The organism is Microcoleus sp. PH2017_12_PCY_D_A (assembly GCF_020738565.1).
In the GTDB taxonomy this organism is placed as follows: Bacteria; Cyanobacteriota; Cyanobacteriia; order Cyanobacteriales; family Microcoleaceae; genus Microcoleus.
The window spans coordinates 32,754-48,330 of the sequence record NZ_JAEQCI010000167.1 but is presented as its reverse complement, the minus strand read 5'-3'; the positions used below and the strand labels follow the sequence as shown (position 1 = coordinate 48,330).

Annotated in this window: 10 protein-coding genes and 1 tRNA gene; 1 reads left to right on the top strand and 10 read right to left on the bottom strand. The window is 46.0% G+C overall.

Annotated elements, in window-relative coordinates; translation table 11 throughout:
* Positions 1-381, top strand: a 381-nt coding sequence (locus JGK39_RS30775) for a hypothetical protein (RefSeq protein WP_293298598.1), incomplete at its 5' end; no start/stop codon positions are given.
* Positions 382-586: 205 nt separating this feature from the next.
* On the opposite strand, the gene JGK39_RS30770 is transcribed toward JGK39_RS30775, so the two are convergent.
* From JGK39_RS30770 to JGK39_RS30725, 10 genes are all read right to left on the bottom strand, one after another.
* Positions 587-657, bottom strand: a tRNA-Gly gene (locus JGK39_RS30770).
* Between the two features lie 144 nt (positions 658-801).
* A complete protein-coding gene (gene uvrC / locus JGK39_RS30765; RefSeq protein WP_293261099.1) occupies positions 802-2,919 on the bottom strand; it encodes an excinuclease ABC subunit UvrC in 2,118 nt (705 codons plus the stop codon).
* 384 nt (positions 2,920-3,303) lie between these two features.
* Positions 3,304-4,056 carry an amino acid ABC transporter ATP-binding protein gene (locus JGK39_RS30760; RefSeq protein ID WP_293261102.1) on the bottom strand — a complete coding sequence of 251 codons (753 nt, stop codon included), beginning with the start codon at positions 4,054-4,056 and terminating at the stop codon, positions 3,304-3,306.
* A gap of 161 nt (positions 4,057-4,217) precedes the next feature.
* Positions 4,218-5,450 (bottom strand): amino acid ABC transporter permease, encoded by a 1,233-nt coding sequence (locus JGK39_RS30755; RefSeq protein ID WP_293261105.1) that lies wholly within the window; start codon positions 5,448-5,450, stop codon positions 4,218-4,220.
* Between the two features lie 20 nt (positions 5,451-5,470).
* Positions 5,471-6,070 carry a hypothetical protein gene (locus JGK39_RS30750; RefSeq protein ID WP_293261108.1) on the bottom strand — a complete coding sequence of 200 codons (600 nt, stop codon included), beginning with the start codon at positions 6,068-6,070 and terminating at the stop codon, positions 5,471-5,473.
* Positions 6,071-6,117: 47 nt separating this feature from the next.
* Positions 6,118-7,332, bottom strand: a complete 1,215-nt coding sequence (locus JGK39_RS30745) for an ABC transporter permease subunit (protein WP_293261110.1) — start codon at positions 7,330-7,332, stop codon at positions 6,118-6,120.
* A gap of 356 nt (positions 7,333-7,688) precedes the next feature.
* Positions 7,689-8,774: an amino acid ABC transporter substrate-binding protein gene (locus tag JGK39_RS30740; protein WP_293261112.1), complete on the bottom strand. Its 1,086-nt coding sequence runs from the start codon at positions 8,772-8,774 to the stop codon at positions 7,689-7,691.
* 229 nt (positions 8,775-9,003) lie between these two features.
* On the bottom strand, positions 9,004-9,231 hold the full coding sequence (locus tag JGK39_RS30735; RefSeq protein WP_293261114.1) for a hypothetical protein: 228 nt from the start codon (positions 9,229-9,231) through the stop codon (positions 9,004-9,006).
* 363 nt (positions 9,232-9,594) lie between these two features.
* Positions 9,595-14,703: a PAS domain S-box protein gene (locus JGK39_RS30730; RefSeq protein ID WP_293261231.1), complete on the bottom strand. Its 5,109-nt coding sequence runs from the start codon at positions 14,701-14,703 to the stop codon at positions 9,595-9,597.
* Positions 14,704-14,906: 203 nt separating this feature from the next.
* On the bottom strand, positions 14,907-15,308 hold the full coding sequence (locus JGK39_RS30725; protein ID WP_194011615.1) for a fasciclin domain-containing protein: 402 nt from the start codon (positions 15,306-15,308) through the stop codon (positions 14,907-14,909).
* Positions 15,309-15,577 lie beyond the last annotated feature (269 nt).

The following is a 15,577-nucleotide window of genomic DNA, read 5'->3' as shown; positions in this document are numbered from 1 at the left end:
GTAAGGCTAACACTGCATAATTTCAGCCCAAAAGCGTTTGGCTTCCAAGTTTTCACAACTGATAAAAAAATCCGACCCACATCTGCGGAATGTGGGTTGAAAACAGCCAACAAGCAACTTACAGAATGGGATGCAGAACTGAATCAGTTACATGAGCGCAACGGCGATTTGGTGCTGAAGGTTCAGATGCTGGAGCAAGAACTCAAGGAAGTGCGACGCGATCGGGGGGGAAATAAAAACTCAGCTCCGACCGTGGCAGAATTCCCAGAGCCGGCCGACCTGCTCAACCAGTTGAAAGCGCGGCGCAAAAAAACGAGGGCGGACATGGCTGATATGGAAACTGTGCTGGAAATACTGGGAGACGTGGATGACTTGGACTGAGTACAGGTCTAGAGCGTCTCAAAATTGGATACAATTTTGTATCCAATTTGTATCCAATTTAGGGTCAACAAGGGCGATCGGTAGTCAATTTGTATCCAATTTGTATCCAATTCTAGTCAACCCAACCCTTGATTCAGCCGTATTTTCGCCAATAAAAAACCTCAAACCGTTGATTTAGCGTTGGTTTGAGGTCTTAATTGTAGTAAGCGGGCAGCGGGAATCGAACCCGCATAGTTAGCTTGGAAGGCTAAAGTTTTACCACTAAACTATGCCCGCGCACACACAGAAACTAAACATACCACAAGCTTCTGAGAATTGCAATAGGTCTGTGCAAAATTTCTCAAGTTCTCCCTGAAAGTGGTTGAATAGGGACTTGTAGCCAGATCGCCTCCCAAATCCCCCTCCCACGCTACAAAGGCTTTACGGATGGAAATAATCGTAAATTTGCTGCGCCAGACGCGGGCCAATTCCAGAAACTTCCGCCAACTGTTCGGGAGTTGCTAAACGCAGGTAGTCGATCGACCGAAAATGCGCTAACAGTAGTTTTTGTCGGTGGTGTCCCAACCCGGGAATCTCATCAAGGCGCGATCGCTTCATTCTCTGACTTCTTCGATCTCGGTGAAAACTCACAGCAAACCTGTGCGCCTCATCCCGCACCCGCCGCAGTAATTGTACACCCGGTTGCTCAGAATTAGTTGGCACAGGCAAAGATTCCCCCGGCAAAAATATCTCCTCTCGCTGCTTCGCCAAACTCACAACCCGCAACTCATCTAACAAATTCATCTCCCGCAAAACAGCCACAACTGCTGACAGTTGACCTTTGCCACCATCTATCATAATCAAATCCGGTTTGTCAGAAATAGTATGAGAAACCGAAGAAAAACTACTGATTTCTTCCGCTTCTCCTAAATTACTCAATTCATCTTCCTTTCTTTTATCCGTTAAATCCGCTACCCCATCCGTTGCCGAACTTGATTCTTCCTTCTTATTGCGGAATCTTCTGCCGATAACTTCTGCTAAACTAGCAAAGTCGTCAGAATGACCGGATTTAATTTCAGGATTCTTGATTTTGTAGTGGCGGTAGTGTTGATTCGCCGGCAAACCGTCGATAAATACGACGCGGGAAGCTACCGCATCCGAACCTTGAATGTGAGAAATATCATAACCTTCTATGCGGTGCGGAACTTCTGGCAAATCCAGAATTTCTGCTAAATCTTGCATGGCTTGAGAATTGCGATCGCTCAATCGTTGCATTCTCGCCAATTCGTACTCAGCGTTGCGTTCCACCATCTCAATTAACTCCGCCTTAGTTTGGCGCTGCGGCGTCAAAATTGTAACTTTTCGCCCCTTGCGGTTGCTCAACCAATCTGCTAATATTTCCGCTTCCGGTAAGTCGTACTGCACGGAAATTTCGGTGGGAATTTCTACGGATTCGACATTTTGATAATGTTCTTCCAAAACTCGCTGCAAAATCGCCCCGGCTTCTACCCCCCCTCGTTCCCCCCCTTTCCAAGGAGGGGAGGAAAGAGAAAGTTGAGATAAATCTTGCTCCCCATTTTGCAAAGATTGAGATAATTCTTGCTCCCCATTTTGCAAAGATTGAGATAATTCTTGCCCACCCTTGGTAAGGGGGGGTTGGGGGGGTATCTCTGCCATAAAGCCCAGTCTGCCGACTAATTGACCGGCGCGAATCTGGAACAATTGAACGCAGGCGTGCTGGGTGTCTGCTGCCAGGGCGATCGCATCCCTGGAAACGGTATCATTAGGTAAAGACACTTTTTGACCAGCACCTAAAGACTCCAAACCCTTAATTTGATCGCGAATCCGCGCCGCTGTTTCAAAGTTCAAATCTTCGGCTGCTTGTTCCATTTGCGGTTCCAGAATATCCAGCAATTCTTGAGTCCTTCCCTGGAAAATCATCGCCACTTTTTGGATGATTTTTTGGTAATCTTCCGCAGGCATTAATCCTTGACAAACGCCGACGCAACGCCCGATGTCGTAATTCAAGCAGGGACGGTCTTTAAACAAAGGCTGAGGGCGCTGTCTCAGGGGAAAAATCCGCTTAATTAAATGCAGCGTACTCCGCAGCGCCCCTGTATCGACGTAGGGGCCGTAGTAGCGGTCTTTGGCATTACCGGCGCGGCGTTTGCGGGTGATGAAAATGCGCGGGTATTTCTCCGACCAAGTTATGCACAAATAAGGATATTTTTTATCATCTTTGAGGAGCACATTAAAGTGAGGTTGGTGCTGTTTTACGAGGTTGGCTTCTAAGGCCAAAGCTTCGGCTTCTGTGTCGGTGGCGATGAATTCGATTTCGCGCACTTGCTGCACCATCATCGCGATGCGGGGACTGAGGTTTTGGCTTTCGCGGAAGTAGGAACGGACGCGGTTTCGGAGTTTTTTGGACTTGCCGATGTACAGGATGCGATCGCTCTCGTCGCGCATTAAGTATACACCGGGAACTGCCGGAATTTCTTTGAGGCGGCTTTCTAGGCGTTCTGCATCTTTAACCAGCGGCAGCGTTTTTGTGGACGGCATATAAATTTGAGATTTTATGGCTTATATCTACTATTCTAACGCTGTTATCTGGGTCAAGCGAATCAATCACAAATAATGGTTCGATCGTTCGGACTTTAGTCCTCTGATCTTAGGCGGACTGAAGTCCTCACTACGAACCTGTCAAGGGAATGAATCACAAATAACGGTTCGATCGTTCGGACTTTAGTCTTCTGATATTATGCGGACTAAAGTTCTCACTACGAACCTATTAATGTTTTTAATGATGAGTTTAGTCTTCGGATTGGATCCGGACTAAAGTCCTCACTACGAAGCTCACTCTCTGGTTTGTAATAATGAGTTTAGTCTTCGGATTGGATGCGGACTAAAGTCCTCACTACAAACCTATAATGACGTAAGTTCAGTTTACAATATCTGTGAGAGAAACTTGCGCGTGCGTTCTTCCTTCGGATTCTGGAAAAACTCTTCCGGCCCGGCTTCTTCTACTAAAACTCCGCCGTCCATCAATACAATGCGATCGGCAACTTCGCGCGCAAATCCGACTTCGTGAGTCACTACTACCATTGTAATTCCAGTTTTAGCTAAATTTCGCATGACATCTAAAACTTCCCGCACCATTTCCGGATCTAATGCTGATGTCGGTTCGTCAAATAGCATGATTTTAGGCTGCATTGCTAGGGAACGTGCGATCGCAACTCGCTGCTGCTGTCCGCCAGATAACTGTCCGGGATATTTTTGGGCTTGGGACAAAATTCCTACTCTTTCTAACAGTTGCATCGCTACTTCTTCGGCTTTTTTCTTCGGCCAGCGGCGCACCCATACGGGCGCTAGCATGACGTTTTGCAGGACTGATAGGTGGGGAAATAGGTTGAATTGCTGAAACACCATTCCTACTTCCTGGCGAATTTTCTCGATGTTTCGCAAGTCGTGGGAAAGTTCGATTCCGTCGATCGTGATTTTACCCTGTTGATATGCCTCTAAAGCGTTGAAAGTGCGAATAAACGTCGATTTACCCGAGCCTGAAGGGCCCATCACGACGACCACTTCACCCCGGTTGACGTTCATGCTGACGCCTCGCAGTACGTGAAATTGTCCGTACCATTTGTGGACGTTTTCTGCGACGATTACTGTTTCGGGAACTGTTAGTTTATCTTGCATAGTTTTGTCCTTTAAATAATGACGGATAATTATTGTCTGATGACTGTTGACTGCTTCAGCGGAGAGGGGTTTATATATATTTGGGTTGGGAGGGGCGGGTTTATATATATTTGGATTGGGAGTTCTATTTTGTTGGTGAACCCGCCCCTACAGACTGCGGATTAATGACTTTTTTCTAGACTTCGCTCTATTTTGCGGCTGGCGAGGGACATTGAGTAGCAAAATACCCAGTAAATGAGGCCGACAAATATGTAAACTTCGGCGTATCTACCGATGTAGGATGGATTTGCTAAAACTGCGCGGGATATGCCGATTAATTCTAACATTCCGAATAGGGAGAGCAGGGATGTGTCCATGAATAATCCGATGAATTGACCTCCGATCGCCGGAATGACTGTTCGCAGTGCTTGAGGTAGTACAATCAGAATGGTCAGTAGGGGTGTGTTTAGCCCGATCGCCCTTGCTGCTTCTATTTGCCCTCTCGGTACGGCCTGCAAGCCTCCGCGCACGTTTTCCGCCAGGTATGCTGCACTAAATAATGTTAATCCGGCGATCGCCCGAATCACTCTATCTAATTTGGGATATTCGGGCGGCAAGAATAATTGCAGCATCACTTGACCTAAAAACAAAATGCCAATTAAGGGCAAGCCGCGCACTATTTCAATGTACAATGTTGAAAGCAGTTTGACGACTGGCAAAGAACTTTGTCTCCCGAGGGCTAGCAATACTCCCAAGGGAAATGAAAGCACAATGCTAATAATTGCTAAAAACAGCGTCAGCACTAAACCGCCCCAATCATTTGTCGAGACTTCTGTCAAACCCAACCCGCCTTTAATTAGCCACAGAATCAGCGGGAAAGAAATAGCCCAAATTCCGGGAATCCAGCTAACCCCCCCTCGCCCCCCCTTAGTAAGGGGGGGTTGGGGGGGGTTGGGGTTGATGTGTCTCGCGGCGACATAGCTGGCGGCGGCTGCGATAATAATTCCTAAGAGGTAGAGGCGAGAGGTAAGGTCGATCGGCGTAATGACTGCACCAACAACGGCAGCACCGAGTAAAATCAGTGTAGGCGGATTCCAAAGACGTTCTTCCCGCTGAATATTTCCCCAAGTTAAACCTCCCAACAAGGCAATTATCGCTGCTACTATCCACAGCCGCCAGTAGGATTCGCTGGGAAATCTGCCCACAAAAAATAGCGGCAAGTTGGCTTCTAACACGCGCCATTTAGCTTTTGTAGTTGCCCAAACGATAATTCCTTTAACTGTTTGGAAGGCGACAATTATGCAAACTACTGTCAGAATGCTGTTGTACCAGGTACTAAATAGGTTTTTGCGCGCCCAATTCCAAGGGGTGGGCGATTCGGTGGCTGGAGGCGGCAGTACGGGGGTTGTTTCCATAAATTGTTAGTTGTTATTTGTTAATTTCTAATTGCACTGGCTAAAATCCCCAAGATTTTATTGACATCTATTAGGTAATATTCTGTCAGGTCAATTTCAATTACTTGTTCTTTGAGTCTTAAGAATCTCCAGTTAGTCCCGCTAGTAACACATCCATAAATTGTCGCAATCTGGTTGCCTTCGCGTTCATTAAATATTCTAGCTGCCAACATTTCTGCTACGCACTGTCCCAAGCCACCATTAATATTTTCTTTTTTCGCTTCTACAATGATCATCACTGGTGCGGTAAGAACTAATAATTCTGGAGAACGACTAATCATAAAATCGCAATTTCCATTTAATCCTTTTTCGGCATCGACTGTAAAATCTATTCCCGAAAAAAAGCTAATCTCAGAATTCAACTGTTTTCTAAGTTCTATTAGGATAGGTGCTATAATCATTTCGGAACGAGATTTTTCAGTATTACTGCTAATAGCTAACGGCACACTATATTGAAGAGTTTCCTCTAAAAAACTACTGCTTTCTAACTCTGATATGGCAGAGAACATATTAATTCGATCTAAAATATTTAATTCAAATATTTTAGATACTTTTGCCAAACTAAAATCACTGTATGCCATTTAAAATCTCCTTTACTCCTAACTGTGGAATTTCAAATTGTCATCGTTTACCTTTCCTTGATTTGTACCGTGTGATTGTACCAATTCATGAACAGAGAAACTATCAAACTAATTGTTAGGTATGTTACCATGATAATTAGCATTGTTTCGATCGCCCTTCCGGTCTGATTCAACGTCGGAGATCCCACCACAAAGTAAACGTCGGGATAAGCCACCGCCACGGCTAAACTTGAATTCTTCGCTAAATTCAGATACTGACTGGTTAACGGCGGCACAATTACCCGCAAAGCTTGCGGCAAAATTACCATCCGCATCAGGGTTCCAGACTTCAGCCCCAAAGATTTTCCTGCTTCCCACTGGCCTCGCGAGACTGACTGAATTCCGGCGCGGACAATTTCTGCAATGTAACTGCCAGTATACAAGCTCAGTCCTGTTACCAGGGCTGCAAATTCTGGAGTTAATTTTAATCCTCCTTCGAGTTGCAATGCTGGTGTCAGGCGCGGAAAATCGAGACGGAAAGGCAGATTTTGGGTGATAATGAAAGCTAAGATTGCACTCAGGACGATCGCACCTCCAGCCCAAAACAACTGTCTTCCCGGCTTCGCTTCTTCCAGCATCACCCGCCCCCGCCACATCCACAGCCCCGCAGCCGCCAAAACTCCCACAGTTAGCAAAATTAACCAAATTTCAAAACCTGGCAAAGGCGCAGGCCAAGGTACAGCAATACCGCGATTTGTCAAGTAAATCGGGCCGCGCATCTGTTGATTGTCTTCCAGTTTTGGCAGGGAAATGAACACTGCAAAATACCAGAAAAATAATTGCAGCAATAACGGCGTATTCCTCAAAATCTCCACATACAATGCAGCTAAATTCCGAAGCAGCCAGTTGTCGGAAAGACGGGCTATTCCTACAGTCAAACCTGCAATTGTTGAGAAAACAATCCCCAAGCCCATTACCCGCAGCGTGTTGATTAATCCGACAAAATAAGCTTGTATGTAACTGTTTTCGGGACTGTAGGGAATCACGCTTTCGCCGATGTCGAAGGATGCTTGGGAATTGAGAAAGTCAAATCCAAATGCAATCCCCAGTTGCGCGTAATTGGCGGTGAGGTTGTCCCAAAGAATGGCGATGACTGTGATTACCAAAATTAGGGCGATCGCCTGTCCGGCTATTTTCCAGAAGCGATCGTCCCGCAGCAGTGTTGATATATCTTTAATTTTGGATGATTTCTGAGATTTGCCCGGTTGAGGTTCTGGATTCATAATTGTTTAATGTAAATCGAACTAATTATGTAGGGTAAGCGCGAAGTCTAAAATATCTTGTAGGGTGCGCAGTGCGCACCTTACGACTCACAGTCAACAATTAACTATGTAGGGTAAGCGCGAAGTCTAAAATATCTTGTAGGGTGCGCAGTGCGCACCTTACGACTCACTACGACTCATAGTCAACAATTAACTATGTAGAGTAAGCGCGAAGTCTAAAATATCTTGTAAGTGCGCACCTTACGACTCATAGTCAACAATTAACTATGTAGGGTAAGCGCGAAGTCTAAAATATCTTGTAGGGTGCGCAGTGCGCACCTTACGACTCACAGTCAACAATTAACAGTTAACAAAAATTAGCGGAAGGGCGGCGAGTACAGCAAACCGCCATCTTTCCAGAGTTTGTTTTGACCTCGGTCTAACTTAAGTGTACTTTTTGGGCCGAGGTTGCGATCGTACATTTCCCCGTAATTTCCCACTTTCTTAACAATGCGAAGAGCGTAATCGTTCGGGAGTCCGAAACCTTTACCTAAATCTCCTTCTTTTCCTAGCAAACGTTTGACGTTCGGGTCTGTAGTGCTGGCGACAGTTTGGTCTACATTGCCAGAATTAATTCCCAAATCTTCCGCTTCAATCGCCGCAAAAACGATCCACCTCACCGCATCCGACCATTTAGGATCGCCGCTTTTCACCGCTGGGGCTAGCGGTTCTTTTGACATCACGATCGGCAAAACAACATTATTCTCGGGAGTCGGTAGAGTTGTGCGCTTCGACACGAGTTGCGATCGATCGGCAGTAACGCCTTGACAGCGACCTTCTTGATACGTCGCAAAGGTAGCATTCACATCTTCAAACACCACAGGAGTGTATTTAATTCCTAATTTTCGCATTTGGTCGGACAAATTTTGTTCGGTGCTCGTACCTGTCTGCACGCAGATCGATTTGCCAGCAAAATCTTTTAAACTTTTGATGCCGCTGTCTTTTTTGACCATGATGCTTTGAGAGTCATAAAAGATCACCGGGGCAAATTCTAGTCCGGTAGTGCTGTCGCGGCTTGCCGTGTAGGTGGTATTTCGGCTGAGAATATCGATTTCTCCGGCCTGCAAAACTGTAAACCTATCTTTGGCGTTGAGCTTTCGGTATTCTACTTTTTCGGGATCGTCAAATATAGCCGCCGCGATCGCCCTGCAAACATCCACATCCAAGCCGGAATATTTGCCCTTTTCGTCTACAAAGCTAAAACCCGGCAGTTCGCCGCTGACGCCGCAAATCAATTTGCCGCGGCTGACAATTGTATCTATGCGGCTCGGGCCTTGTTGCGATTTGCCTTCTGTAGTATTTGCGGCTGGTGTTTGGCCGACTTGTGCCGATCGATCCCTACAAGATGCCAGCGGTGTCACAAATAACACACTTGCCAGCAACATCCATCCCCATTTACGCATACATTTTACCAGTAGAACACTTTCTCAACGATCCTAACTTGTCGGTGTCGAGAACTGTTGCGATCGGCAATCTAGAACACTCCACTGTTTCAAATTAAGCATTCTCAACCCGGTGTCGCACCCTGACAAGTGTACCGGTTCACCGCCTATTATTTTTTTGCCCGCTGCGGACGATCGATCTTGCCTACAATCTTGCCTACAATCTTTATCCTATTTTGATTTAATGAGCTCAGAACCGCTCTGGTGCTAGGCGCTGCTCGGCTAAATCGCGGATTAGAGACAGCCGAGACTCGATGTACTCGTTCAACAAATCTGTTTCGTTGCCATTGAGCGCAGAGTTCATCTTCAACTGTTTCAGCAGCCACTGTACCAGGGTGGCATCGTCCAAAGTAACTAACAGAGTCGCTTGGGTGGTTTCAATTAATGACCAGAGTTGGCGTAACATGACTGGAGTCATAAAACCTCGTTGAGCGTAAATACGCACTTAGTGGGCTGGCTGGGCGATGGGTTGGTCTTAGTGTTTCAAGCCGATAGACGAAAAGTAGCCGTCTTGTCATCGGCTTAATGATTATTTTATATTTGACCACAATAACTTAATATAGTAGTGTCAAAAGCTACAACATACAAGATGTTATAAGAATTTCCAATCTCGTTACATACAGATAAATATCTTGATAAAAAATTAAAAATCTTTACACGCGATCGCTTCCATGGGCTTCTAGGAGCCGTGGGGCGATCGGGTAGGTATGTTGGCTTAAGCGCTCTTTATATATGAAAGAGCGCTCAAGCGCAACAACATACCTTTATTTAATGGAGCCTATCACTGACTGACCGCCAACTTTTGAACTCCCGCCAGAATTATTTCTAATTCAGCGATGATTTTTGTGGCCCCCTCCAAATCGTTGGATTCGGCCAGCCTTTGAAGCTCAGCAGCCATCTGGGGCATTAACCGCACCGCCGCCGTGGCGCTGACACCTTTAATTTGATGCGCGCGGCGGGCGAGTGTCTCCATATCTCCCGAGGCGATCGCACTTTTAGCAGATTCTAAATAACTGCTAGTATCCACCACAAAAGCTTGCAATATTTCCCGCTCAAAATCTAAATCAGTGCCCGCAATTTCGTGCAAGCGTGCCATATCAACTACGCATTCTAGATCCGAAGCAGAGTTTTGGACTTCCTCACCCTTAAACTGAGGAATTTCAACTTTTAACTGTACCGACCAATTTTCTAGTACAGATTTTAACTTTTCGATCGAAATAGGTTTGCTAATATAATCATCCATGCCCGCCGCCAGACACTTTTCCCGATCGCCCTTCAAAGCATTTGCCGTCATCGCAATCACCACCGTCTTGCGATCGGGCTCCATCTTGCCAGCAGCAGCGCCTGTCGCTTCCATGCGGCGCAATTCCCGGGTAGCTTCGTAACCGTCCAAAACCGGCATCTGACAGTCCATCAGCACAATGTCATACTTTTTGATAGCCACCATCGATAGCGCCTCAGCGCCGTTATTTGCCACATCCGCCGCGCATCCCAAAACTTTGAGTTGATTCAGACCAACTTTTTGATTGATCGGAGTATCTTCAACTAACAAAATCTTTAAGCTAGCTAACTCCTGGTTGTCAATAGAGGAGTCTCGATTTGCCGTTGGATTTGGCAGCGGCGAGTCAACCACTGCGCCCGGGGCGATCGCATTCACCAAGCAATCAAACAGTCGGTGAGCCTTAACAGGCTTAGTTAAATAGCCGCTAAAACCGATATCTACCAAACGTTTCGCCTCAGATATCTGAGTCATGGAAGTCAGCACCACCCAGTGCGTCTGCTGCATTGCCGACTCAGCAATCATCAAACGTTCCAGACTTCCCGCCACCATTTCCGGCAACTGAATATCAACCAAAACAATATCGTAAGGGGATTTTATGCTGACAGCTTTGTACAGAGATGCGATCGCCATCCAACCATTCTCAACCTCATCAACTTCCATCCCCCACAAAACAGCCATTCTCAGCAGCACTTTTCGCACTGTGGGCTTGTCGCTAGCAACTAACATTTTCCGCCCCGCCAGCACCGTTTGCAAATTCACTGCACACGCTGTCCCAGCCGCAGTTAAATTCTCCTTAAGTGCCGGCACAGTAAACCAAAAAATCGAGCCTTTACCCGGGGTACTTTCCACACCAATTTTACCCCCGAGTAGCTCCACCAACTGCTTAGAAATAGCCAGACCCAAACCAGTACCACCGTACTTTCTAGTAGTAGAAGCATCAACTTGAGTAAAAGATTGAAACAGCTTTTTTTGGTCTTCGGCAGCAATCCCAATCCCTGTATCTGTGACCTTAAACAGCAGGAACAGCGAGCGATTGCTTCCGAGTTTTAACGGTTGGATACTCTCTAATTGTTTCTGGTCATCGCTAGCTGCCAATATTCCAGGAATCCTGCCAGTGGAAACCTCAATTACTATTTCTCCAGCTTCCGTGAACTTAATCGCATTGTTAATCAAATTAGTGAGAATTTGTCGGAGTCGCGCTGCATCCCCTTTGATTTGCAGCGGCACATCGGAATCAATCAGCGCCACCAATTCTATACCTTTATTTTGTGCGGGAGTTGCCAACAAATCCAGCACTTGATCCAGACAGATACTGAGGTCAAATTCGATCGTTTCTAAGCGCATTTCTCCAGCTTCCAGTTTGGAAAGGTCAAGAATATCGTTAATGATGGACAGCAAATTTTGGCCGCTGAGTTTCAGCGTCTGCACAAAGTCTAGCTGTTCGGGAGTAAGATTTGTTTTCAGCAGCAAATCTGTCATCCCCATCACTCCATTCATCGGAGTGCGGATTTCGTGACTCATATTTGCTAAAAATAGTGACTTCATTCGAGACGCTTCCAGAGCGGCTTCTCGGGCTTGCTGCGCTTGCTCAAACAGAGTAGATTGCTGAATGGCGATCGCCAACTGCACGCTCAACCTTCCCAGCAAATCCACCTCAGAATCACTCCAAGCGCGCGGCCCGCTGCACTGATGGGCAACCAGCAACCCCCACAACCGATTTTGACGCTTGTCCAAACTCCCTATCGGCGACCCAATTGGGAAAGTTGACGGCGAATCTTCTATTGCCAACTCCTGACTTTCATCACCGATAAAAATTGGTACAACTAAATTAGCCCTTACCTGCAAACTAGCAAGTAAATTGCGGTGCATTTTGCTCAAATCAGCCGTATCAATATCTTCAATTGCTTGAATTTTTCCAGCGCGATACATCAATATATAACTTTCCCCAAAAGATGTTTCCTGAAGTTTTCTGCCCAGCATCGGTATCCAATCAGATCCTACAGATTCGACTACAACAATCCCTGTTTCATCGGAATCAAAACGATAAATTACGGTGCGGTCAGTTGCCAGCAATTGTCGCACTTCTTGTACGGCCGTACTCAGAGTTTGAGTGAGGTTGAGAGACTGTCGCACTCGCTGGGCGATCGCCGAAACCAGCCGTTCCTGTTCAGCTTGTTCCTGCAACATTTTCTCAGCTTGCTTGCGTTCTGTAATATCGCGAATTACCGCAGCAAAGCACAGTGGTTCGCTCGTTTGAGGGTGCTTGACCAGAAAAGCATTCATCACCACATCAATGTTTTTTCCAGTACGCAAGTGCTGCATTTGACCTTCTCCTTGCCACTGGCCGTAACTGATAATTCTTGGCAAAATATCTTGACTAAATTCCTCTTTAAAAGTTTCGCCTATATAATCCCATATCTCCGTATCAAGCACTTCCGAAATATCCTCAATCCCCACCATTTTTTGACCTGCTTCGTTAACAAACAGCGTTTGACCTTCCAGAGTAGCCATACCGATAAAATCGCTGCTGTTTTCAATCAGAGAAACAAATTTTTGTCGTTCTTCTTCACCTTTTTTCCGTTCGGTAATATCGCGCTTAACGCAGACGTGACAAATTATATCGCCGCTGTTGTTAATCACAGAGTAGGCCGCCACCTCGATCGCCAGCGTGCGACCTTTTTTAGTAAAGTTAGTAATTTCGCCCCGAAAAGTTCCAGTTTTCGCTAAACTTTTGGAAATCGCAGAAAAGCGTTCCCCCGCCACCAGCGGCGGCGTTTCTATTTCTAATTCGGCGTCTGTATATTCTAATAGCGATTGGTGAGCGCGATTTTGTTCCAGGAAAAACCCATCAGCATCGATAATCACCATCGCATCGTTGGAGTTTAAAAATATTTCTCGGTAAAGTTTGAATTTTTCCTCAGCTTGCTTGCGTTCGGTGATATCCCTTTTGACGCTGACGTAACAAACTACTTCCCCAGCATCATTGAGAACCGCAAAAGCCGAAAGTTCCACCTCAAAGATTCCCCCTTGCAAATCCTTAACACAGGTCATTTCGCCTCGGTAACTCCCTGTTGCGACCAAGATTTGCAGCACCGATGCAAATGTCTCTTCTCCCGTATGAATTGCAGGAGTTTTACCCCACAATTTTGATTCACTGTAACCCAGCAAAGCCGTGTGAGCTTGATTTGTTTCCAAATAATAGCCTTGCGGGTCTAAAATGGCGATCGCATCATTGGACTTTAAAAATATTTCTTGATAAAGTTGCAGTTTTAACTCAGCTTGTTTGCGATCGCTAATATCCGTGAACAAGCCATAATAAACTATCTCTCCCGAGCCTTGCATTTCCGGTTGCGCGGCCCCTTGAATCCATTTAAGTTTTCCAGAGGGGGTGATAATTCTACCTTCCCACCGCCAAGGCTGCAAATTTTCCGCAGTCAGCCTTACCGAGTTCCGAAAATCATCTCTATCTTCGGGATGAATCATGTCAACAATTGCACGAATATCCTGCTGAGCTGCCTCCGGTTCTATTTCATACAATTCTCGACAGCCGGCGCTCACAAACGAGAAGGCTATCGAACCATCTAGATGCAAGTCAACTTGATATACTGTACCGGGTACGCTAGCAGTAATTTTTTGCAGTTTGGCTTGGCTTTGATTCCGGGCTTCATCTGTCGCCTGCCATTGAGCAATCTCGCGAGAAATGCCCAAAATCGCAAATATATTGCCATCCGCATCGCGCAGGGGCAGTTTTTGCGTGTCAAAGATGTGCTGTTTACCACCTGCAAAGGCGATCGCCTGGTAGGGATTGCGAACCGTCTCCCCCCCCAGCACGGCTCGATCGTCCTCGCGGATGCCCCTAATTGAGCCGTGGCGATCGCCAAATACTGCTGGTTCACAGAAACCTAATTCGATATCATCTTTGCCAATAATTTCTTCAACCTTTTTCCCCAAATATGCAGCAAAACTTTGATTGACAAAAATGTATCTAAAATTTCGATCTTTCGCAAAAACTCTATCCGGCGCACCGTCCATTAAAGCCCGCAACAAGAGTTCTTGGCTTGGAGCATCTAGAGCAAAATTATTTTGAGCATTTCCCTTGACATTCGTCTGTTTGGCTGCTAAAGTAATTAACGATTTAACACAGATTTGAGCGACAGTGTGGAGCAAACAAAGGTGTTCAAAATTAAAAGCAGTTGCCTGCTCTGCACCGATGAAGAATATTCCCAACAATTCATCACTGTCATCCGGGTTAGCCGGTGCCATCAACACCGAGTTAAACTGAGCAATTGGCCCGCCAGCGATGTTGTACGCCCATTCTCGACTTCCGGCCAGCCATTGGGCGCGAGTAGCTTGCAAGCAGGCTGCTATTTCAGATTTGACCGATTCAGTTAACGGGTGCAACTGTTGCAGGTAGATGCGATCGTCCGGTAGAGTTAAAAGTGCGATCGTAGAAGCAGGAATCAGGCGCCCGAGATGTGCCAGACAAGCAGACCAAATTTCATCAGCAACCGCAGCAAGTTGTACATTTTCCGTAAGTTCGTTGAGAACTTGCAGTTCCAAGGTACGCTGGCGGACTTTGGCCTTGAGGCTGGCGGCTAGGATTTGCATAGTGCTCACCACACTGGTTTCCTTATATTATAATTATTGATTATCAAACTTTTTTAAACAATCATTTTAAAATACATCGCGCCAAAAGACAACTTTTTTATATTTATATTACATTCAATTGCTAAAAAATACTGGCGCGATCGGGAGCGAAGCAACACCGCAAGGCACCAGCTTCGCTCCAGCAGCGACGTTTAAAGGAGAAACTACCCCATTAAAATCACGTTATCGATGACGTGGATGACACCGTTGTCAGCTTCGATATCGGCCGCGACAACAGTAGCATTCTTCACCTCAAAACCGTCTGAACAATCAATTTTAATCGGCGAACCTTCTAAGGAAGTAACAAAACCGAGTTTTGCCAAATCTGCCTTCATAAACTTGCCGGAGACGACGTGAAACATCAAAATCCTGCTCAGTTGGGGAACGTTCTGCACTAGGGTGGTGATAGTTCCCGGCGGCAATTTCGCAAAAGCATCGTCAGTAGGTGCAAAGACAGTGAAAGGGCCCGGACTTTTGAGCGCATCTACTAAATTAGCTACTTGCACGGCCGTTACCAGGGTTTGGAACGAACCCGCACCTACGGCAATATCAACAATATCAGGCATTTTGTCTTACCTCATTTGGCAAAAAAGTTCTATTAAGTATCGTAAACTGATGCGGGCAACAATACCTACTGTATTTGTTTAAAAATTGATAATTTGTTCGTAGTGAGGACTTCAGTCCTCTCTTTTTTGCGGGCTGAAGTCCTCACTACGAACCTTTTCTAACCAGGTTCGTAGTAAGGACTTCAGTCCTCTCTTTTTTTGCGGACTGAAGTCCTCACTACTAACCTTTTCTAACCAGGTTTGTAGTAAGGACTTCAGTCCTCTCTTTT